Raw genomic sequence first — 23,208 nt, forward strand, 5'->3', positions numbered from 1 at the left:
AAAGGAAAAAGCAGTGCCTCGTTGCACTGCTTTTTTATGTTGAAAAATGCAGATGCGCTGATAAAATATTAACCATATTTTTGGGTATAAATAAAAAGTGTTTTATCTTTGCCGCAAATATTAGAATATTATGTTTCACAAAGAAGGATTTAAGATTATCTTGGTTAGCTTTGCTATTACAGTAATAATAGCCTTGATAGCTCATTATTGTATTGATATAGAATGGCTTAAGCTATTGGTGCAATTGGTAGCTTTTGTCTTTTTGATAGCTATACTACAGTTTTTTAGAAACCCTAAACGCCTCACGCCTAAAAATGACGCACATATTATCGCTCCTGTAGATGGTAAGGTGGTGGTAATAGAAGAAGTGTTTGAAAAAGAATACTTTAAAGATAAACGTTTGCAGGTGTCGATATTTATGTCGCCTTTAAATGTACACGTAACACGCTATGCTTTAGGAGGTAAGGTAACTTACAGTAAATATCACCCTGGTAAATACTTAGTAGCGTGGCACCCTAAGGCTTCTGAAGAAAATGAACGCACTACTGTAGTAGTAGATAACCCTGTATTTGGTGAGGTGCTATACCGACAAATAGCAGGAGCTTTGGCAAAACGTATTGTCAATTACGCTAAAGTAGGTGATACAGCAGTGCAAGGTGAAGATGCGGGCTTTATAAAATTTGGTTCGCGTGTAGATGTGTACTTACCTTTAGGAACTAAAGTAAAAGTTCAGTTAGGTGATAAAGTGAAAGGAGGCGTACAAGTGATTGCCGAAAAATAAGAAAGATGATGAAAAAAATACTCCTATTATTAGCAGCTATATTTGCAGGGGCTGTTTACGCAAAGACTGATAATCAAACAGATACGACCTTAGTAGTAACAAAAGATACTCTTACTATTGTGGCAGTAGGTGATGTGATGATAGGCTCAGCTTTTCCGGCAGGCAATCTGCCGCCAGATGATGCTAAAAATAGCTTTAAGCACGTGAAACCTTATCTGAAAGGCGATATAGTGTTTGGCAATTTGGAAGGAGCTATTTTAGATGAAGGCAATTCAGAGAAATGTAAAAACTCGGAAGCAGGTACTTGTTATGCTTTTAGGATGCCAGACCGCTATGGTGATATACTAAAAGAGGCAGGTTTTAACCTTATGAGTACCGCTAATAATCACGCTAATGACTTTGGAGAGAAAGGGCGACGCAATACGGCTAAAGTATTGGACAATGTAGGGATTTACCACGCAGGGCCTGTAGAAAATAAGTCAGTAGTATTTGAAAAAGACGGAGTGAAGTACGGTTTCTGTGCCTTTTCGCCTAATAGTAATATGTTGTCAGTAAACAATATAGCTCAGGCAACTGACTTAGTAAAGGAGCTCAGAGCACAGGCAGATATAGTTATTGTTTCGTTTCACGGAGGGGCTGAAGGGTCTAAACATACCCGCGTACCCCGAACTAATGAGTTATTCTACGGAGAAAATAGGGGAGATGTGCATAAGTTCGCTCACTCAGTAATAGATGCTGGAGCGGATATAGTATTGGGACACGGGCCTCATGTTACGCGTGCTGTGGAGGTGTACAAAGGAAAGTTTATCACCTATAGTATGGGCAACTTTAATACTTATGGACAGTTTAACCTGCAAGGTGTTAATGGAATAGCCCCCCTCTATCAGATAAAAATAGATAAGAACGGCAATTTTATATATGCAGATGTTATCTCTACAAAGCAAACCAAAGGAATTGGCTTAGAGTTGGACGCTGAAGGTAGGGTATTTCAGGAAATAAAGAGGCTTACAGGACTTGATTTTCCTGAAGCACAATTGCAGTTTGAAGAAGGAAAAATTAGACAATTAGTCAATTAGGCAATTTGCCGATTTGCCGATTTGTCGATTTGTTAATTAGTAAATTAGTATAGAAATTATTATCATTAATAATTAAACAATTAATCATTAAAAAAGATGGGAAGAGCATTTGAATTTAGAAAAGCCCGTAAGTTTAAACGTTGGGCTGCAATGGCAAAAACATTTACCCGTATAGGGAAAGACATCGTAATGGCAGTGAAAGAGGGAGGGCCACACCCTGAAAGTAACTCGCGACTACGTGCCGTAATACAGAATGCTAAGGCAGCTAATATGCCGAAAGAAAATATAGAACGCGCTATAAAAAAAGCAAGTGAAAAAGATACCGCTAACTATAAAGAAGTGCTTTTTGAAGGTTATGCACCACACGGTATAGCTGTGCTGATAGAAACTGCTACTGATAATAACAACCGTACCGTAGCGAATATACGCAGCTACTTCAATAAATGCAATGGTACATTGGGGACTTCGGGTTCGGTAGAATTTATGTTTGACCATACGTGTAACTTCCGTATCAATGCTGAAGGTATAGACCCTGAGGAATTAGAACTTGAGATGATAGATTTTGGAGCTGAAGAAGTATTTGCTGACGAAGATGGTATTCTTATTTATGCTCCTTTTGAGAGTTTTGGAGCTATACAAAAAGAGCTTGAAAGTAGGAATATAGAAATTCTTTCGTCAGGTTTTGAACGCATTCCACAGGTTACCAAAGAACTCACTCCTGAAGAACAAGCTGATGTAGAAAAGCTATTAGAAAAGATAGAAGAAGATGATGATGTTCAAAACGTCTATCACACTATGAAGGAAGCGGAGGAGTAATTTATTAATTAGCAAATGAAAATGAATAATATATAAAAAGAGGCTACTATTTTTAGGTAGCCTTTTTTTGATTTTAAGAAATTAAACAATATTTAAAATTTGGTGCGTATATAAAAAAGATGTATATTTGCACGCAACTAATTTTCTTTTTACTAAAAAATGGATTTTCAAGACAAAATAATCAGTGAGGGGCTGACATATGATGATGTGCTTCTCATTCCTAATTATTCGGAAGTGCTACCACGTGAGGTTGCCATCACTTCTCAGTTTACGCGTAATATCACGCTAAATGTGCCTATTATTTCGGCTGCTATGGATACTGTTACCGAAGCAGCAATGGCTATCGCTATGGCTCGCGAAGGCGGTATAGGGGTACTGCACAAAAATATGACCATAGAAGAGCAAGCTAAGCAAATAAGAAAGGTAAAGCGTGCTGAAAGTGGTATGATAATTGACCCTGTAACCCTACATTTAGATGCTAAAGTAGCTGATGCTAAGCGCTGTATGAAGGAGAATAACATAGGGGGGATACCTATAGTAGATGATAATGGTATTCTAAAAGGTATTGTAACTAATCGCGATTTGCGTTTTGAGCAGGACAATACTCGCCCTATAGTAGAGGTGATGACTGCTAAAAACTTAGTGATAGCTAATGAAGGCACCTCTATGAAAGAGGCTGAAAAGATATTACAACGCAGCAAAATAGAAAAACTACCTGTAGTAGATAAGAACTATAAATTGGTTGGGCTTATCACTTTCCGCGATATTGCTAACTTGCAAGAGAAATCAGTCTCGAACAAAGATAGTATCGGTAGGCTACGTGTGGCAGCTGCTTTGGGGGTAACAGCAGATGTAGTAGAACGCGCTGAAGCCTTAGTGCAAGCCGGTGTAGATGCTGTAGTAATCGATACCGCACACGGACATACTAAAGGAGTAGTTAATGCTTTGAAAGCAGTAAAGAGTAAGTTTGCAGACTTAGATGTAGTAGTAGGGAATATAGCTACTGCTGAAGCTGCTCTCTATTTGGCTGAAAGCGGCGCTGATGCTGTGAAAGTAGGAATAGGGCCAGGTTCTATATGTACTACTAGGGTAGTGGCAGGGGTAGGTTATCCGCAACTATCGGCAGTGATGAACGTTGCTAAAGCCTTAAAAGGCAAAGGAATACCCGTGATAGCTGATGGAGGTATCAGATATACAGGTGACATAGTGAAAGCTATCGCTGCAGGCGCTCATAGTGTAATGCTCGGTTCGCTGTTGGCAGGCACGAAAGAATCACCAGGTGAAACCATTATTTTTGAAGGTAGAAAGTATAAATCGTATAGGGGAATGGGCTCTGTAGAGGCTATGAACCAAGGTAGTAAAGACCGCTATTTTCAGGATGTGGAAGACGATATTAAGAAATTAGTGCCAGAAGGTATTGTAGGGCGTGTGGCCTATAAAGGAGAGTTGCAAGAAAGTATGCACCAATTTATTGGAGGCTTGCGTGCAGGTATGGGCTATTGTGGAGCTAAAGATATAGAAACACTGCAAGCAGTGAGTAGATTTGTGCGTATTACAGCCAGTGGTATTGCAGAGAGTCACCCTCATAATATCACTATTACTAAAGAAGCACCTAATTATTCAAGATAAAAGAATAAACGATGTTAAAGAAAATATCGCCTTATAGCCTGATAATGCTTTCATTTGTAGGGTTGATTATCATCGGGGCACTCCTATTGAACCTGCCTTTTTCGCATTATCCTGATAAAGAAGTTTCTTTTTTTGAGGCTCTTTTTACGGCTACTTCGGCGGTGACCGTTACAGGCCTATCAATAGTAGATATAGGAGCTGTCTATACAGTTTTTGGGAAGTTTATACTGTTGATACTCATACAGTTTGGAGGGTTAGGTGTGCTGACTATCTCGTCAGTATTCGTTTTGCTTATCGCTAAACGTATAGGTTTTTACACGAAACGTTTGGTGGCAGAAGAGCTGAACCATAACAAGATGTACGACATTTATACAGTAACTAAGCGAGTGGTTTTTATTACTCTGCTATTTGAGGCAATAGGAGCGGTGCTATTATTTGGCTCGTTTATACAAGACTATTCGTTTTTTCAGGCGCTGTTTATGTCGGTATTTCATTCGGTATCCGCTTTTTGCAATGCCGGTATAGCACTTTTTCCTCATAGTTTTGAGGGCTATACTTACAATGTATATGTGAATGTAATTATCGCTTTTCTGATTATTTTTGGGGGGTTAGGCTTTACCACTATCATTCAGGCAGGCGAGTATTTGCAGCATAAGCGCAGACGGCTTGATATTAATTCGCAGTTTTCAATACTGATGACGATAGTGCTACTATTAGCAGGTACTTTGCTGTTTTTCATCTTAGAGTATAAAAACTATCATACTCTTTACGGCAAAGGATTGTTTAACCAGTTGCTCATCAGCTTTTTTCACTCAGTAAGTTTGCGTACAGCAGGTTTTGACACTATACCGTTAGAGCACTTGGGTAGTGCTACTATTCTTTTCTGTGTAACTTTTATGTTTATAGGAGCCTCGCCAAACTCTACCGGTTCGGGGGTAAAGACGACTACTATAGGTATATTGTTTTTGGGAATTAAGACGGCACTGCTTAACAAGAACTACATAGAGTTCTCTAAACGGCGTATTTCGTGGAAACTTTTTAACAAAGCCTCTGCTTTAGTATTTATTGCGATGATGTATGTGCTGATAATGATAGTAGTACTGGCAAGTATAGAGCCTCATTTTGAATTTACTAAAGTGGCATTTGAGCTTATTTCAGCTTTTAGCACTTGCGGACTTTCTACTGGTATTACGCCTTATTTAAACAAAGCTTCGCAGGCTATACTGATGTTTACGATGTTTTTGGGTAGGGTAGGCCCGCTTACTATTGCTTTAGCCTTTTCGCGTCCGCGTGCTGAAGGCAACTATAAATACCCGAAAGAGAATATATTAATAGGATAATGAGGCGATTTGTCAATTTGCTGATTTGTCAATTATCAATGCGCTAAGGATTAACAAATATGAAGAATTTTTTAGTGATAGGTTTGGGTGAGTTTGGTAAATCGGTAGCTAAGACTTTATATAGTAACAATGCTACCGTACTGGTGATAGATGCTAAGGAAAACCTAATAAAACAAGCCCTTAACGAAGGAATTATAGAAGAGGCGATAATATTAGACGCTACTGATGAAATCGCTTTAAAAAAGGTAGTACGCGATGACTTTGATACTGCCTTTGTGAGTGTAGGCGATAATATACAAGCAAGTATCCTTATCACCCTGCAACTCAAAGAATTGGGAGTGAAAAATATCATTTGTAAAGCAGTAAATCACACCCAAGAAAAGGTACTCTATAAGATAGGAGCTACCCAAGTGATTTTCCCAGAGGAATCAATGGGAGAGAAGGTAGCTTACTCGGTTTTGAGACCTACTATTATTGACTATTTCAAATTTGCAGAAGATTATTTTATTTACGAGGTGAAAGTGCCGAAAACGTATGTTGGAAAATCACTAATGGAGCTGAACCTACGGCATAAGTACGAGATAAATATATTGGCAGTAAAGCATTTTGATGGGAAAATGGACGTCACCCCTGACCCCAACATTAAGCTTAATAAAGATGACTTGCTGATAATTCTCTCGAGAGAGAATGTGATAGATAGGGTGACAAAAACCTAAAAAAGATTAGTATTATGCCGTTTATCAGTCATTTAGAAGAAACATTAGCCGAAACCGATGTACTTGAACTACAAGATGAGGAGTGCCGTATCATCTTATACAATGATGATTACAATACGTTTGACTACGTAATTGATACTCTTGTGCAGGTGTGCGGTCATACTTTTGAACAGGCCGAGCAATGTGCTATTATCGTTCATTTCAAAGGGAAATGCGATGTGAAAACTGGTAGTTATGACTATCTGAAGCCTCTTTGCGTGGCTCTTTTAGATGCTGGGCTTTCTGCTGAAATAGAAGAATAAAACAACCTTAAACACTGAACAAAATACTGTGGAACTAAAATTATCAAAACCTATCTGTTTTTTCGATCTGGAAACAACAGGCATTGACATTACTAAAGACCGTATTGTAGAAATTTCGATATTGAAAGTATATCCTAATGGTAATAAAGAAAGCAAAACGTGGTTGGTAAATCCTACGATTCCTATTCCTGCAATGGCTTCGGCAGTACACGGCATCACTGATGAGAAAGTAGCTAATGAGCCTACTTTTAAAGAATTGGCTAAGCAAATACACAATATGATAAAGGATTCAGACTTAGCAGGTTATAATTCAGACCGTTTTGATATTCCGTTATTGGCAGAAGAGATGCTACGTGCAGGAGTAGATTTTGACCTTGGCAATCGTGTGACGGTAGATATACAAACGATATTTCACAAAATGGAACAGCGCACCTTGTCGGCAGCTTATAAATTTTATTGTGGCAAAGACCTACTTGAGGCACATACTGCAGCTGCTGATACTAATGCTACCTATGAAATACTGAAAGCTCAGCTTGATAAGTACGACAACTTAGAGAATAACATCAAAAAGCTAAGCGAGTTTACCTACCGAAAACAAATAGCTGATTTTGCTGGATTTATAGGCTATAACAGCGAAGGAGAGGAAATATTTACTTTTGGAAAACACAAAGGTAGCAAAGTGGAGGATATTTTTGTCAATGAACCAGGGTATTTTGGTTGGCTATTGAACGCTGATTTTCCTTTATATACCAAAAAAGTACTGACGGCTATCAAGTTGCGCAAACTATCCTCTACCATAAAATAGAAAACATCATAAACCCCAAATACAATGGAAACAACAGCTAATTACACCGAAGAAGAGAGTAAGGCAATAGCTCGTGAGTACAAAGAGCTTTTGCGCATCAGCTACCAAACCCTAACTGATGAAGATAAAAAAGTCATTCGTTTAGCTTTTGATACCGCTGTAAATGCTCATAAGAACCAACGCCGCAAGAGTGGAGAGCCTTATATATTTCACCCTATAGCTGTAGCTAAAATAGTGGCACAGCGCATAGGATTAGACGCTGTGTCTATAGCAGCGGCTTTACTACACGATGTGGTAGAAGATACCGAATATACCAATGAGGATATAGAGCAACTTTTTGGTAAAACTATAGCCCATATAGTGGCAGGGCTTACCAAAATATCGCATTTGAGTAGGGAGAATGATATTTCGCTACAAGCAGAAAATTTTAGGAAGTTACTGCTTACGATGAACGATGATGTACGCGTGATACTCATCAAAATAGCCGATAGACTGCACAATATGCAGACAATGGACTCGATGGCTGAGTATAAGCAGACAAAGATAGCTTCAGAAACCCTCTATATCTACGCCCCTATAGCTCACCGCATAGGGCTCTACAACATTAAAACAGAGTTAGAAGATCTTGCCTTAAAATATACAGACCCTGAACGCTATTTTATGATTCTCGGTAAGATGGAAGAATCAAAAGAGGAGCAACAGTCGTATATTGATGCTTTTACTAAAATAGTAGAGACCTCTCTTAATGAGCAGAAGATAGATTACTACATAAAAGGACGACCTAAATCAATTTATTCTATCAATAGGAAAATGGAGTCGCAAGGGGTAACCTTTGAGGAGGTGTATGATAAATTTGCTATCCGTATTATCTACAAAAGCGAACCTTCAGAAGAGAAATTCCTCGCTTGGAAAATATATTCTATCGTAACAGACCACTTTCGTCCCAATCCAACCCGTTTACGCGATTGGATATCTTCCCCTAAATCAACAGGTTATGAGGCGCTTCATATTACTGTAATGGGACCTAAGGGAAAATGGGTAGAGGTACAGATACGCAGTGAACGAATGCACGAAATAGCTGAAAAAGGCTATGCAGCACACTTCAAATACAAACACGGCGACCAAAAAGAGGAAGGGATAGAGGTGTGGCTTAACCGTTTACAAGAGGTATTTGAAAACAGTGAAGCCAATGCGGTAGATTTTGTAGAAGATTTTAAACTTAACCTTTATTCTAAAGAAATATTTGTTTTTACTCCTAATGGCGAGATAAAATCGTTACCTAAAGGAGCAACTCCTATAGATTTTGCTTTCTCAATTCACACAGGGGTAGGACTTAAAACACGTGGAGCTAAGGTAAATAATAAATTAGTACCTTTAAACCAAGTGCTAAAAAGCGGTGATACGGTAGAAATTATCACAGCAGAGAACGCTAAACCTACTAAAAACTGGTTGAACTACGCTACTACTTCGAAGGCGCGAAGCAAGATAAAAAATGCGTTAAAGGAAGAAACAAAAACAGTAGCAGCAGAAGGGAAAGAAATACTCTTGCGCAAACTTAAGCAGCTGAAGATTAATCTTACAGAAGAAGTGATGAACGATATGGTTAATTACTTCAAAACTAAGACTAGTTTGGATATATACTATCAGGCGGGTACAGGAGAGATTACCAACCAGATGCTTAAGGATTTCGCTTCGCATCGTACCTCATTCTTCGGTTTGTTTAAGAGCAAAGTGGTAAAGAAGGCAGTAGAAGAACCTACTTATACTGCAGGTGTACATTATGATAGTATTGTATTTGGTAAAGAAGAAGAATCATTAGACTATACTTTTTCAAAATGTTGTAACCCAATACCTGGTGACCCTATATTTGGCTTTGTAACTATCAATGAAGGAGTAAAAGTGCATAAGAAAACGTGCCCCAATGCTATATCAATGCAATCGAACTATGCTTATAGGATTATCCCTGCCAAATGGGTAAAATCAGATGAACGAGACTTTAAAGTGAGCTTGCGAATTAGTGGTATAGACCGCGATGGGCTTATTAGTGATATTTCAAAAGTAATATTGGATAGCAAATTCGTAAAGCTTACCAATATAAACATAGATACAGAAGGAAATGTATTTAATGGCAAGGTGTCAATATCGATAAATAATAATGCCACTCTTAAGAAACTAATGTTAGATATAAAAAATGTGAAAGGGGTAGATAAAGTAACCCGATTATAGATATGCGAAAATTAGCAAATAGTGAACTTCATCGTTTGGATATAGAGCAGTTTAAAAAGGCTGAGAAAACCCCTTTGATAGTAATATTAGATAATGTAAGAAGTCTTAATAATGTAGGGTCGGTATTTCGCACTTGTGATGCATTTTTGGTAGAGAAGATATACCTATGTGGTATTACAGCTACACCACCTAATAAAGAGATACATAAGACAGCTTTAGGGGCCACAGATAGCGTGGCTTGGGAGTACGCTGAAGATACACTACAGGTAGTTGAACGATTGAAGGCAGAAGGTGTGTGTGTGATAAGTATAGAGCAAGCTGAAAAGGCTGTAATGCTTAATGATTTTCAACCTAAAGCACATACGCAATATGCTGTTATATTTGGTAATGAAGTGAAAGGAGTAGCACAAGAGGTAGTAAGCCTTAGTGATGGAGTGATAGAGATACCTCAGTATGGTACAAAACATTCTTTAAATGTTTCAGTAAGTGCTGGAATAGTAATTTGGGAAATGACAAAGTTACTTAAAGATTTAGCTAACAATAAATAAGATTTAAAAACAATTGATTATCAGTTACTTTTGTGTTAAATTGATATTAGTTAGTAAAAAAATAGGTGATAAATTTGGAAGTTATGAAAAAATAGCTGTATATTTGCACCGCTGAAAAGGAATAATCTTATTGTCATCTATATTTATTGCGGGAGTAGCTCAGTTGGTAGAGCGTCAGCCTTCCAAGCTGAATGTCGCGAGTTCGAACCTCGTCTCCCGCTCAAAAAAATAAAGCCTACTAAGTAATTAGTAGGCTTTATTTTTTTATTCTTCTTTCAATAGAATTCGCTTTATTTATCCTTCATAAAATACTTTTCTTTTGCGTATTTATATATTTTGTGGTAATAGTATGAGGCAGTAGTAATACCTATTACAAAGAGAATGGCTCCGATTATAGCTTCAGTAGGGTTGAGGCTTTTATGGAAGTAATAATCTAAGCTAAGTCTTGGAATAAAATGGTATAGAGCTATACTATGAATGATATAAATAGAAAGCGTATTTTGTCCTATACGTTGAAGAAACTGGGCAGTGAGTACATTACGTAGAATGACAAAAACAGCAAATGTCCAGAGAGTATCGCCCATACGTAGAAAGAGGAATCCATTGCGCGCTAGATTCTCAAAATGCTGCCAGCCAGTAACTGAATAAAGAAAATGAAAGGTATGATATTGAAAATGGAAGATTGCCCCAAAAACAATAAGTAAACTTATAAATATGGGGTATAGATGTTTAGCATTGCGGTAATAATAAAATAAAGACCCCATAAAACCTCCTAAGGTCACGAAACCTAACCACGGAAATATAGTAAAGAAAGTACCGTATTTAGGCGTGAAATAGTTAGCTACAATCTGAGGAAGCCAAGAATACTCATATTTGTTATAGGTTTCATTGAAAGTGAATAAGATAAGAGTAGTAGTAATAAGCATTATAGGTAGCAGATGTCTGACGTGTTTTCGCGCTAATAGATATATACCTACCATAATAATGAGCGCTAGCCCAATACAATGGAGTATATCTACAAAGTAAATATCTTTGCGCAATAGACAGGCTACTCCTATAAGCATTAGTCCTCGTTTAGCTCCTTTTTTTACACGAGGGTTTTTTAGTCCTACACCACTGCGCTCGCCTTCTCGTATAAGTAGGTAGGTAAAGATAAAGCCTGATATAGTGAGAAATACTGGAGCTGTGATACCTGTAAAATAATGCCAAGTATGGAAGTAAATATTCGATTCATCCCAATAAGGTTCACCTAAAAGAGCTGTAATAAAATGCCCTTGGAGCATCATACAGATAGCATATGCTCTTATTACATCAATAAAAATTAATCGCTGTTTCATTTTATTCTATCTTTTATTCTCTTTACTATTTGCTTTTTCTTCTTTTTTAAATTCTCGAATATCAATATACTGAGTAGAAAATATCTCTATATTTGCTTGTTTGAAAGTATTTTGAATGTTTTTTACTAAATCAGATTTGATGAAATACATATTCTCTGGGATAAAAGTGTAAGCGTTAAGTTCGTAAAAAGCATTAAGTTCATCAAGTGATAGCTGAAATACGTATGGGTGAGGGGTAGGAGAGATACCATTAGTCATCAGAGCTGACTCAATGAGTAGTTCTTCTACTAAATTATCAGAATAATCATAGCGCACTTTTACTCTAACATTTAAAGCTAAACCATATTGTTTGCCTATAGAAGAAAAGTTCATAGTAGCCCCACTAAGTATAGCCGAATTAGGTATGGTTACATCTTCATTATTGATAGTTTTAAGGCGTGTTACTAAAGCGTTTTTTTCGATTACTACTCCTATAATCTCTCCTGATTTTATCCAATCGCCTACCTGAAAAGGACGCATATAGCTAATGACAACTCCTGCTATGGCATTAGAAATAGAAGAGGAAGAACCTAACGAAATAAGCACCCCAAAGAATACTGATATTCCTTTAAAAGCATCGCTGTCAGAGTCTGGTAAGTGTGGAAATATAATTACTAAAGCTAAAACCCATAACATTATGCGTATAAGGCTATAAGTGGTACGAGCCCATTCGGGGTGAAAGCCTTTTATTTTTAGGATACCACGCTCAATTTCTAAGGCAAAAAAACGAAGCCCTTTGAGTAAGTAACGGGTGATAATAATGATGATTATAATATTAAATAAGTGCGGCAAATAATTGATAATAGCTACTCCTATATCTCTTATAGGATCACTAATCCACTTGATAATAATTTTTGATAAATATTGGGTAGAAGGGAAAATGTCAAAAATCAGAGGTATAATAGTGATGAATAAAAAAAGCAAAATAACCACTCGCAGTACAGCAAGGAGTTTAAGTAGTGCCTTTACCATCTTTCTTTTCTTAATAAGCTCGTAATTCTTGATACGGATACCTGTTAAGAAGCGGTGTTCGGAGTTGATAGCTACTTTTCTTAAGAACTCAAATAGTCGGTTGATACCCCATACTAATACAAAAGCAATGAGCAATACAAGCAATAATTCTCCTAAACGAATCATTACACTTTTGAGGCTGTTTTGCTCTTTGTATTTTACAATACTACTTTTAATAGCATTAGCATATCGTGAGGCTAAATCTTCTTGAGTAGTATTCTCCCACATAGCATCTACCATTGTAATGCCTACAATACTATTTTTCTTATACATTATATTTAAGTACTCCCCTAAAGGCTTCAATTGAATTGAGTCGGGGGTGAAAAAAGGATCGTCATACAAGGTTTGTATTTTATCTTCTATATATTTCACTCGCGTATCAATATCATAAGAGCCGTGTGAAGTATATAGATAAAATAATGTATCTTTCTGAAAAACAATAGGCTTTCCTCGTATCTTCTCGCGTAGGCTTTCTATTTCTTGCTTCTTTTCGATAGTAGCCAAAGAATCAGATGTATTTGTAGGGGTAGGTGATTGGGTAGTAGTATGTACCAACTCCTTAATTTCATTCATTAAGATGGCTATCTTTATAGAATCTTTTAATCGAATAAGTTTAATAGCTTCTAATTCTCGTTTTATATCCTGTTGAGAGAGGCTGTCACTTTGAGCAAATAGAGAGCTTAAACAGCAAAATATAGATAATATGAAGAGTATTCTTTTCAAGTGAAATATCAATAATTATAAAGATTGATGTGGCAAAGGTACAACTTTTTTAGCACATACCAAAAGAAAAAACTTTGCTAAAGATATTTTTTCCTTAGCAAAGTTTTTCTCTTTCTGATTTATGCTGACTATTTGTTTAAGTCTTCAAGTACTTTCACAGCTTCGTCTATATAAACGTCTTTTTGTAAGTTTTCATGCCAACGATCGCGGCGTAGTTTAAGGTCTTCATTACCTTTCACTTTAGCTTCATCAGAGGCAGTAGAGGCAAACTTAAGCTCTGATTTATAATCGGCTATAGCTTTAAACTTCTTAGCTTGTTCTTCATTCTTATCTATCAAACTTTTATAAGCTTCATAGTTGAGAGGGAATATATTGTCCTTTTGCTGTTGCTTAATCCATTGGGCATTTTCGTCAATCAATTTTAAATATTGATTTTCACTAATACGTTTCTGACTGTTAGCAATTGCCTTATCAAAATTAGCATTATTACTCCAAGGAGTATATTTAGCAGGCTCAATCTTATCCCAAGACATAGCGTTAGGCATATCTCGCTCGCCTATATCTATATATTTGTATTTGTCAGGTACTACGATATCGCTTTCTACTCCTTTTAGTTGTGTAGACCCTCCGTTGATACGGTAGAACTTCTGAATAGTTATTTTGAGAGCACCAAGGTCGCCGTAGTCATTTTGGCGCAAGAATCCGTTTAGATCTACGAAACTTTGTACAGTACCTTTACCAAAAGTTTGCTTACCTCCTATGATGATAGCACGCTTGTAGTCTTGCATAGCAGCCGCTAAAATCTCTGAAGCTGAAGCTGATAGTTCATTAGTAAGGATAACAAGAGAGCCATCCCACTGGGTTTTAGGGTCGTTATCTGAAAGGACATCTCTGCTACCTCTTGACGATTTTACTTGTACTATAGGCCCTTTTGGAATGAAAAATCCTCCTATATCTACAACTGTTTTTAGTGAGCCCCCTCCGTTACTTCTAAGGTCGACGATAAGACCATCAATGTTTTCTTTCTTCAGTTTTTCAATCTCAAGGGCTACATCGGTAGCAGCATTGCGCTGGTTAGTATCTTCAAAGTTAATGTAAAATTTAGGTAAGTAGATAAGTCCGTAACGTTTTCCGTTAGAGAGTATTACTACCGATTTAGCATAAGTTTCTTCAATCTCTACCACATCTCTGATGATAGGTACTACTTCTATAGTACCGTCTACACGTTTTACAGTTAGGCGTACTTCAGTGCCTTTAGGGCCTTTTATGAGCTTTACAGCGTCATCTAAGCGCATACCTACTACATCTACAGGCTCTTGAGTTCCTTGTCCTACTTTTAGTATCATATCGCCTACTTCTAAAAGTTTCCCTTTCCATACAGGGCCACCTAAAATTACGTCAGTGATGCTGATACCATCCGTCTTCTTTTGTAGTTGAGCTCCTATCCCTTCAAATTTACCCGACATATCTCGGTCAAATCCTTCTTTTACATCGGGAGCCATATAGTTAGAGTGAGGGTCAAAAGTTTCAGTGATAGCGTTTACAAAAAGACTAAACCATTCTTCGCGTGTTAGCTCGTTATAGATACCAAACATATCCGAAAGAGTTTTTTGTGTAGCTTCTACTGATTCTTTTTTGAGGACATCATCTCCTTTAGATTGATATTTAGCGTCTTTTTCCTTTTTAGAAGCCTCTTCTTTTTGTTTAGTTAAGTAAGTAGAAAGAGTTGAAAAAATGATAATTTGTTTCCAACGTTGCTGTAGCTCGGCTTTATTTTTTACAAAAGGCAAATGCTCATAATCCGTGTTGATTTTATCATTTGAGTTAAAGTCGATAGGCTTTGCAAAGATGGTTTTATTTATCTCTTCAGCTTCTTTCATACGCTGTTTGAGTCGCTCGTATGATAGGTTGAAGAAACTAATATCTCCCTTTTTAAGATTATCATCTAAAAGGGTTTCATATTTTTTGAATTCATTAATGTCTGATTGCAAAAAATAGCGTTTTTGTCCGTCTAAGCTTTTTATATAACTCTCAAATACTTTCTTAGAGAAAGCATCGTCCATATCTACAGGACTAAAATGCGCGTTAATCATTACGTGTTCTACTATTTCAAGCAGTACTCTATCTTTATCCTTGTCAGGATTATCGAACTTCTTGCTTGTAAAACTGCAAGAAGCAAATGAAATAAATAGTAAAAATAAGGCTACTGATATATTTTTCATTATAATACTTATTTTAAAAACAATAATTAAATTTTTCTTTTTGATTTCTCTATACTATCAAATCTTGTGCCTTTCTCGCGTAGGACTGATAATTTTTACATTTTGGAAAGCAATAGCTCCTCTGATAACTCCTGAAATAGTACTATGCAATGATTTGATTATTTGCATTTTAAGTTCATTTTTATGATATACCAAACTTATCTCTCTCGCAGGATAAGGTTCTTCAAAATAATGAATACATTCTTTTTCTTTTTCTTTGAGTTCTAACGAATGCAGATAGGGGAGTAGTGTCATACCTAAACCTTCGTTAGCTAAGCGTACTAACGTCTCAAAACTACCACTTTTTAGCTGAAAATGTTTTCGCGATTCAATCACATCTTGGTTACAGATGTTTAGCACACTATCTTTGAAGCAATGCCCGTCTTCTAACATCAAAATATCATTGACATCTAAATCGCCAGTATAGATGGTTTTAGAGTTCTGAAGCCTGTGATTTACAGGTATATAAGCTACAAAAGGCTCGTAGTACAGCGGGCGCTCTATGATAGAAGGATTGGCTAAAGGAGTAGCGAGTATGCCTGCATCATAAGTACCATCGCCTATTTTTTTCAAGATATTTTCAGTAGTTTGCTCTTCAATTTTTAAACATACCTTAGGATATTTATTTATAAAGTTGTTTAAAAACATCGGTAATAGGGTAGGCGATACAGTAGGAATTATCCCCACTCTAAATTCGCCCCCTATATATCCTTTCTGCTGGGCAACAATATCATTCATTCGCTCAGACTCGTTTACTATTGTCTGCGCCTGTTTGATGATTTGCTCTCCTATTTCTGTTATCTGTAGTGGTTTTTTGCTTCTGTCAAAAATGGTGACCCCCAATTCTTCTTCCAACTTCTGTATTTGCATACTTAAAGTTGGTTGTGTTACATAACTGTTTTCGGCAGCAGTAGTAAAGTTCTTGTATTTGGCAACTGCCAAAACATATTGAAATTGAGTAATGGTCATAATAAGCTGTTATTTAAGTTGTGGCAAAATGTCTTTTCCTATCTCTTCGAGTACTTCTCCTGCTGGGCGTGAACAATACTTGAACACTAGCATAGTGTGGTTTACTCCTATTTTTTCGAGTTCTTGGAACATATCTATTAGGTAAGTACGCCCTAATCGGAAGCCTAAATCTATCTTTTGGGGTTCGAAATTAGGATCTTCCATTAGGTCTATATATACAGGTTGTATATAAGGTTTTTTAGGTTGTCCCTCTTTTTGTAGAGCCTCTTCCCAATCTTGTACTATTTTTTTGGTGAAAGCGAAGTCGCGAGGATAGTAAATCCATCCGTCAGAGTTTTTAGCAATCCAATCGAGGTTTACCCCTCCAACGTGCCCTGTGACATACATTGGTATATTTTTGTGTACGGGCTTAGGTACTACATCGCCTACATTAGCCATTAGGGTTCCGTAATCGTTGTTATAAGTAGGAAAATCTTTGCTCCACAACTCTCTAAGCATACGCATATGCTCTGACACACGTGCACTTCTTAACTCAAAAGGTTTGTTGAATGCAGGGTATTCTACAGGACGGTCTCCAGAGGCTACCCCCATCACAAAACGGTTAGGGAAAAGTACATCGAGGCTTGCTGAGGCTTTAGCCACGTGCAAAGGGTGGCGCAGTGGCAAAATAACACTTGCAATACCAAATTTGATGCTTTTGGTGAGCGATGCTATATGCGATAAGTATATCCAAGGGTCAAATATTTGCCCTACTTCTTTAAAATCTGGATTGTTTAGCGGAATATCGCGCACCCATACCGTATCAAAACCTAAGGCTTCTGCACGCTGTATGAGTTGTGTTTGATTTTCCATTTTAGGAATAGCTCCTTCGTATGATTCTATAGGGAGCAATATGCCAACCGACAGTTTATTAGGATCTATCATAATAGTTGTTATTTTTAAGAGGCAAAGATACAAAAAATAATGGGTATAACAATGCTATACCCCTATTAATTTTTTTATAAATCAAAAACTGAAGTTCTTTTAGTGTATAATAAGTCTTTGATTTTCAGTAAAGAAGCTAATAATAAATAAACACCAAACCACGCCCCCAAGGTAGCGAAAGTACCGTAGATAAAGGCTATTCGTACATCTTTTGCACGCATCCCTAATTTCTCTGCTAACCGGGAGGATACGGCAAACCCGTATTTCTCAAGAAAAAACCTGAATTTTAACATTTCAATATCAAATTATATATTTTTTTCCTCTGATTTATTTTTTACTTTTTACTTTGAAAAGGAGAAGCATTCCTAATGCAAAGAAAATAACTAACGAAATAGTAGCGTTTCGCATATTATTCGTTAGCTGGTCTATAATACCATAAATACCCATCCCGATTACGATACCTAATTTTTCGGTTACATCATAGAAGCTGAAAAAAGAGGTAGTGTCTTTAGTATCTGGTAGATAAGCTGAATAAGTAGAGCGCGAAAGACTCTGTATACCGCCCATTACCAACCCTACTAAGGTAGCTAAGGCATAAAACTGTACGGGTTTAAATACAAAGTAAGACAATAGGCAGATGCTTACCCAAATAGCATTTAGCCCAATCAGTACCCTAATGTTACCAAATTTTTGCACAGCTGTCACTGTTAAACGCGCCCCTATGATAGCTACTAATTGAATGATAAGTACACTGACTATCAGCCCTATAGTACTCTCATTTCTACTACCCCATTGTATTTCTTGTTCTCCGAAATAGGTAGCAATAAGCATCACGGTTTGTACCCCCATACTGTATACGAAAAAAGCAATGAGATACCATTTTAGCGAGGGGGTTGCCTTTAGGCTTTGCCATACTTTTCGGAGTTCTTTAAAACCGTTGAAGAGGATATTTTTTGTCAGCTTTCCTCTACCACTATGATAGTTAGGTAGGTATCTGAAAGGAATGCTACTGAAGCCTATCCACCAAATTCCTACAGTGATAAATGAAATGCGCATAGTGGTTAGTGCAGTAGTATCAGCGTTTTCAAAGCCTATCCATTCGGGTTTCATCACCATTATAAGGTTCAAAATCAGTAGTAATACACTGCCAGCATAGCCTAAACTATAACCTTTGGCACTGACCGCATCATACTGCTCTGGTAGGGCAATATCAGGCAAATAAGAGTTGTAGAACACGATACTTCCCCAGAAGCCTACTACCCCACAAAAGTAGCAAATCAGCCCAAAGTAGATATGCTCTAACGAAAACCAATAGAGCCCAATACACGAAATTGCTCCTAAGTAGCAAAAAAAGCGCATAAAACTCTTTTTATTGCCTAAAAAATCGGCTATACCACTCAGAATAGGGGAGAGGAGTACTACTAACAAAAAGGCTAAGGCGGTAACGAAAGCAATTACAGAAGTGCTTTTGAATAAGATGCCAAAGAGCGAAATATGAGTTAGTTGCGCTGTTTTAAACAATAACCCGTAAAAAATAGGGAATATAGTTGAAACAATGGTTAGCGAATACACTGAGTTTGCCCAGTCGTAAAACGCCCACGCATTGAGTAGTTTTTTGTTGCCTCTTGCTAATGCTGACATTTTATTAGTGTTTTATACGATTTGCCCACTTCTCAATCAAGTAGATAACCAAAAATCCAGCTATAGCCAACCCTATTGCCGCTAATATCTGTGGATTGGTATGGGTAATTTCTGCAAACTGACACGGGCTGATGCTTTTTTCCCATATCACGCTGTTGTTTACCGCGTCTTTTAGTAGGGGTTGTTTCCAAGGCCACACTTTGTTTAGCGACCCGATGATAAAACCGGTAAGCCCTGCAAAGGTAAGGTTTCTGTAGGTAGCGAAAAGCCATTTTAAGGCTCTTGAAAAACTTAGAATACCAGTGATTGCCCCTAAGGCAAAGGTGAAAATTATTTTTAGTTTCCAGCTGCTCAGTGCGTCTAATATAGTATGATAGGCGCCTAAAAGTACTAATATAAAAGCTCCGGAAATGCCGGGGAGTATCATCGCGCAGATAGCGATAGCCCCACACAAAAACAAAAATAGCAAACTCTGGTCGCTGCTGCTTACTAAAGGAGGAATAACAGTGATGATATAGGCTGCCACCCCTGAAAGGAGCATCGTTAGTATAGCAGCCAGATTCCAGCGCTTTATTTCTTTAACTAAGAAGAATACACTAGCAATCATCAGTCCTAAGAAAAATGCCCATACCATTATGGGGTACTGCTCTAACAGCCATTTGATGAGCTTAGCTAACGATAAGATACTGATACCTATCCCCAATAATAAGGATACGAAAAAGTTGCCATTGATATGTCGCCAGAAAGCTACTATACCTTCGCTAAATAGCATTTTAAAGGCTTTTAAATTGATACGACTGATAGAGTCTACTAACTCTTCATAGATGCCCGATATAAAGGCGATAGTACCCCCTGATACCCCTGGCACTACATCTGCTGCCCCCATAGCTATTCCTTTCAGGCTGATAATTGTATAATCTAAAAAAGATTTTTTCATTACAATTTATATTTAACTATCGATTATTATTGATAATTGATAAAAACCGCCGCAAAGATAGTAAAAAAATACTAATTACCAACTATATTGTTAATGGTACTAAAACTAAGAGAGGTCGCCTCAGAACAATCTGAGGCGACCTCTCTTTAAGTGTTATTTGCTTATGATTTAGTATCCAAATAGCTCTTTTAAGCTAAGCTTTTTGAAATCACCAATTTTCTTAAGCTCATCTTCAGAAAGTTTCTTTTCTGAAGCTAATATTACATACGTATATGGTTTGTTTGATAGATATTTATCGTGGAAAGCCTTTATGTCTTTCATTGTGATATTATCTATATTTTGGTATATCTGTTTGCGTATGTCTTCTTTTAAGCCCATACGTTGGTCGTGTAAATAGTAATAGATGATACCGTCTTGTGTGATACGTTCTGTTTCTATTTCTTGCTTGATTTGCTGTTTAGCTAATTCTAAGTTAGCAGGTAACTCAGGCATAGTATTGAGCAGTTCATTCATAGCTTCAACGGCTTCTTTAAACTTGTCGGCTTGAGAACCTACATAAGCAAGTGTATAGTACTTATCAGTTTTCTTACTAGGAGTTGCGTAATAGCCATAAGTGCTGTAAGCTAAGGCTTTACTTTCGCGTATAGTTTGGAATACTAAAGAGCCCATTCCGCCCCCAAAATAGTTATTAAAGGCTTTAATAACAGTGCTTTCAGCAGGGTTATAAGGAACGGTATTGCGAATCCAACGGGTTTCAGCTTGTACCATTTCATAATCAGCAAAGAATACTTGATTCTTAGTTTGCTCTACTTGTTTAAACTCTTTTTTAGGAGCTACTTGAGCAAATTTAGCAGGCACCTTATGAAGTGGTTTTAGCTTAGCAGTAAGCTGATTTAAACTTAAAGGACCATAATAGATAACAGTTTGCTCTACATTGTTTAGCTTTTTAAGTTTCTCAACCAACTCTTTTCCTGTAATAGCTTCGATTTCGGCATCAGAGAAAGTGTAGTTATAAGGGTTTTTAGCTCCGTACAAAGCATAGTTTGTTAAGGCTTGCATAATAGCCCCTCTGTTGGCTTTAGAGTCTATACGTGTTTTAGCTACACGTGTTTTTAACGCTTTCAACGCTTCTTCATCTACTTTTATATTAGCGATAAAGTCTTCGTAAAGTTTTACTGCTGCCTCAAAGTTCTCTTGTAGCCCTTCGATATTGACAGTAGTATACTCTCCACTGGCTGAGATATTAAAGCTAGAAGCTATTTTGTATAACTCTTTGCTGAGTTGTTCTGCTGACTTTTTATCAGTACCTAAAAACTGACTGTAATTAGCAGCTATGGCTAATTTCAAATCGTTTAGGGTACCTATTTTATAACGGAAACTTAAGCGGTATAGCTCGTTATCTTTGTTTTGCACGTATAGTACTTCTGCCTTGCCTAATTTACCTTTTTGTAGGTCTTTGCTGTAGTCTAAGAAAACAGGTTTTACTGGGGTACTTGGCATTTCGTTCACCATTTTCACAAAAGCTGATTGTTTGTCAGCATTAGTTTCAACTGGCGTGATAGCAGGTTTTTCTATCTTCTCTACATTGGTGCGTTGTCCTTTTTCTTTGTAGATAACCACATAATTATTGCCTAAGTATTTGTTAGCAAAAGCTACGATGTCGGCCTTAGTTATTTTAGAAAGGCTGTTTACATAAGCTACACGGTCTTTCCAGTCTAAGTTGTCAGTGAAAGCCTCCATTAGCATATTAGCACGGTTAGCATAAGACTCAGTACCTTGTATAACGTACTTTTTCATATTGTTGATGATAGAAGGAATTAAATCATCATCAAAGTTTCCTTTTTTAAGGTTTTCAATCTCTCCGAGTATTAGGTCTTTCACTTGCTCTAATGATTGTCCTTGTAAAGGACGGCCTGATAGGTATAGCATACCATAGTCTATAAGGGTATAAGCACCAGCACTTGCACCAAGTAGTTTTTGTTTTTTTACAAGGTTTAAGTCTATAAGACCAGCTTTGCCATTGGTAAGAATTTCACCCACTAAGTCAGCTAATAGGGCATCTTTATCTTGATTACCAGGTAAGCGGAAAGCTATAGAAACATTTTCAGCATCAGGGCCTACTACTTTCTTGATAATAGGAGCAGAGATAGGCTCTTCTTTCTCGAAAGTGTACTGAGGTACAGCTTTTGGTGTCATATAACTGAAAGCCTTATCAATTTCAGCAATCGCTTCGTCTGGATTGAAATCTCCTGAAAGTACTACTGCCATATTGTTAGGCACGTAATAAGTGTGGAAGTATTTGCGAATTTCCTTAAGCGAAGGGTTTTTGAGGTGTTCTACTGTACCAATAGTAGTTTGCAAACCGTAGTTGTGCTTTTTAAACAATGAAGCAAAAAGAGTTTCGAATACCTCGCTGTTATCGCTGTCTAACGAACGGTTTTTCTCTTCATACACGGCTTCGAGCTCAGTGTGGAAAATACGCAATACAGGATTGCGGAAACGCTCTGCTTGCACGGTGATGTATTTGTTTAAGGCATTAGCAGGCACATCGTCAGTATACACTGTTTTTTCAAACGAGGTAAATGCATTAGTACCTTGTGCGCCCATAGCAGTCATCATCTTGTCGTACTCATTAGCGATAGCGTATTTGCTAGCTACCCCTGATACAGAGTCGATTTTTTTGTAGATAGCTTTGCGCTTTTCAGCATCTTTGGTGTGATTGTATTCTTCGTACAACGCATCAATCTTATCTAACTGTACTTTCTCTTTTTCCCAGTCTAATGAACCGTACTTGTCAGTACCCTTAAAGAGCAAGTGCTCTAAGTAGTGCGCTAACCCTGTATTAGTAGAAGGGTCGGTTTTGCTACCTGCTTTAACAGCTACGTAGCACTGTATGCGCGGTTCTTTATTCGTAGGACTGAGAATGACGGTCAGTCCGTTTTTCAAGGTGTAGAACCTTGAATTAGTAGGGTCGTGGGTTACATATTTGTATTTGTAACCACCACTTTGTGCTTCTTTCCACTCATAATTTTGAGCCTGAGCACCGAACGATACGGCTAATGCGAATAGCCATAAGAATAGATTTCTTTTTAACATCATTTGGTGAATTAACATTAAACAGACGCAA

19 protein-coding genes and 1 tRNA gene are annotated in these 23,208 nt (G+C 37.3%); 11 read left to right on the forward strand and 9 right to left on the reverse strand.

The genetic code is table 11. The features are described from left to right. The first annotated feature begins 130 nt into the window (after window positions 1–130). The 11 genes from FOC45_RS04145 to FOC45_RS04195 all read left to right on the forward strand — a co-directional run bounded on the left by FOC45_RS04145 (window position 131) and on the right by FOC45_RS04195 (window position 10,460). The gene (locus tag FOC45_RS04145) at window positions 131–781 is read left to right on the forward strand and encodes a phosphatidylserine decarboxylase family protein (RefSeq protein WP_009388950.1); all 651 of its coding nucleotides are present in this window, start codon (window positions 131–133) and stop codon (window positions 779–781) included. A gap of 8 nt (window positions 782–789) precedes the next feature. After that, window positions 790–1,857: a CapA family protein gene (locus tag FOC45_RS04150; protein ID WP_034540359.1), complete on the forward strand. Its 1,068-nt coding sequence runs from the start codon at window positions 790–792 to the stop codon at window positions 1,855–1,857. A gap of 96 nt (window positions 1,858–1,953) precedes the next feature. Beyond that, the gene (locus FOC45_RS04155; RefSeq protein ID WP_009388952.1) at window positions 1,954–2,673 is read left to right on the forward strand and encodes a YebC/PmpR family DNA-binding transcriptional regulator; all 720 of its coding nucleotides are present in this window, start codon (window positions 1,954–1,956) and stop codon (window positions 2,671–2,673) included. Window positions 2,674–2,832: 159 nt separating this feature from the next. Further along, window positions 2,833–4,302 (forward strand): IMP dehydrogenase, encoded by a 1,470-nt coding sequence (gene guaB / locus FOC45_RS04160; protein WP_009388953.1) that lies wholly within the window; start codon window positions 2,833–2,835, stop codon window positions 4,300–4,302. Window positions 4,303–4,313: 11 nt separating this feature from the next. After that, a complete protein-coding gene (locus FOC45_RS04165) occupies window positions 4,314–5,642 on the forward strand; it encodes a TrkH family potassium uptake protein (protein ID WP_009388954.1) in 1,329 nt (442 codons plus the stop codon). 59 nt (window positions 5,643–5,701) lie between these two features. Then, the gene (locus tag FOC45_RS04170) at window positions 5,702–6,358 is read left to right on the forward strand and encodes a TrkA family potassium uptake protein (RefSeq protein WP_009388955.1); all 657 of its coding nucleotides are present in this window, start codon (window positions 5,702–5,704) and stop codon (window positions 6,356–6,358) included. Between the two features lie 14 nt (window positions 6,359–6,372). Further along, complete coding sequence (locus FOC45_RS04175) at window positions 6,373–6,660, forward strand: ATP-dependent Clp protease adaptor ClpS (protein WP_009388956.1); 288 nt, start codon at window positions 6,373–6,375, stop codon at window positions 6,658–6,660. Between the two features lie 28 nt (window positions 6,661–6,688). Further along, on the forward strand, window positions 6,689–7,465 hold the full coding sequence (locus FOC45_RS04180; RefSeq protein ID WP_009388957.1) for a 3'-5' exonuclease: 777 nt from the start codon (window positions 6,689–6,691) through the stop codon (window positions 7,463–7,465). Window positions 7,466–7,489: 24 nt separating this feature from the next. Then, a complete protein-coding gene (locus FOC45_RS04185) occupies window positions 7,490–9,691 on the forward strand; it encodes a bifunctional (p)ppGpp synthetase/guanosine-3',5'-bis(diphosphate) 3'-pyrophosphohydrolase (RefSeq protein ID WP_009388958.1) in 2,202 nt (733 codons plus the stop codon). Window positions 9,692–9,693: 2 nt separating this feature from the next. Continuing rightward, window positions 9,694–10,239 carry an RNA methyltransferase gene (locus FOC45_RS04190; RefSeq protein ID WP_009388959.1) on the forward strand — a complete coding sequence of 182 codons (546 nt, stop codon included), beginning with the start codon at window positions 9,694–9,696 and terminating at the stop codon, window positions 10,237–10,239. A 148-nt stretch (window positions 10,240–10,387) separates the two neighbouring features. Next, window positions 10,388–10,460, forward strand: a tRNA-Gly gene (locus FOC45_RS04195). 69 nt (window positions 10,461–10,529) lie between these two features. On the opposite strand, the gene FOC45_RS04200 is transcribed toward FOC45_RS04195, so the two are convergent. The 9 genes from FOC45_RS04200 to FOC45_RS04240 all read right to left on the reverse strand — a co-directional run bounded on the left by FOC45_RS04200 (window position 10,530) and on the right by FOC45_RS04240 (window position 23,177). Continuing rightward, window positions 10,530–11,576 carry a heparan-alpha-glucosaminide N-acetyltransferase domain-containing protein gene (locus FOC45_RS04200; RefSeq protein WP_009388960.1) on the reverse strand — a complete coding sequence of 349 codons (1,047 nt, stop codon included), beginning with the start codon at window positions 11,574–11,576 and terminating at the stop codon, window positions 10,530–10,532. Between the two features lie 6 nt (window positions 11,577–11,582). Further along, entirely contained in the window at window positions 11,583–13,199 is a 1,617-nt protein-coding gene (locus FOC45_RS12110; RefSeq protein ID WP_231121906.1) for a mechanosensitive ion channel family protein, read from the reverse strand. Window positions 13,200–13,477: 278 nt separating this feature from the next. Then, on the reverse strand, window positions 13,478–15,571 hold the full coding sequence (locus FOC45_RS04210; RefSeq protein WP_009388963.1) for a carboxy terminal-processing peptidase: 2,094 nt from the start codon (window positions 15,569–15,571) through the stop codon (window positions 13,478–13,480). A 57-nt stretch (window positions 15,572–15,628) separates the two neighbouring features. Next, window positions 15,629–16,579 (reverse strand): hydrogen peroxide-inducible genes activator, encoded by a 951-nt coding sequence (locus FOC45_RS04215; protein WP_009388964.1) that lies wholly within the window; start codon window positions 16,577–16,579, stop codon window positions 15,629–15,631. 9 nt (window positions 16,580–16,588) lie between these two features. Next, the gene (locus FOC45_RS04220; protein ID WP_009388965.1) at window positions 16,589–17,503 is read right to left on the reverse strand and encodes an LLM class oxidoreductase; all 915 of its coding nucleotides are present in this window, start codon (window positions 17,501–17,503) and stop codon (window positions 16,589–16,591) included. A gap of 74 nt (window positions 17,504–17,577) precedes the next feature. Beyond that, window positions 17,578–17,796 carry a hypothetical protein gene (locus FOC45_RS04225; protein WP_009388966.1) on the reverse strand — a complete coding sequence of 73 codons (219 nt, stop codon included), beginning with the start codon at window positions 17,794–17,796 and terminating at the stop codon, window positions 17,578–17,580. Between the two features lie 34 nt (window positions 17,797–17,830). Further along, a complete protein-coding gene (locus FOC45_RS04230; protein ID WP_009388967.1) occupies window positions 17,831–19,144 on the reverse strand; it encodes an MFS transporter in 1,314 nt (437 codons plus the stop codon). 4 nt (window positions 19,145–19,148) lie between these two features. Continuing rightward, complete coding sequence (locus FOC45_RS04235) at window positions 19,149–20,081, reverse strand: DUF368 domain-containing protein (protein ID WP_009388968.1); 933 nt, start codon at window positions 20,079–20,081, stop codon at window positions 19,149–19,151. 168 nt (window positions 20,082–20,249) lie between these two features. Then, entirely contained in the window at window positions 20,250–23,177 is a 2,928-nt protein-coding gene (locus FOC45_RS04240; RefSeq protein WP_034539820.1) for a pitrilysin family protein, read from the reverse strand. Window positions 23,178–23,208 lie beyond the last annotated feature (31 nt).

It is taken from the genome of Capnocytophaga sp. FDAARGOS_737, assembly GCF_009730375.1.
GTDB lineage: Bacteria > Bacteroidota > Bacteroidia > Flavobacteriales > Flavobacteriaceae > Capnocytophaga > Capnocytophaga leadbetteri.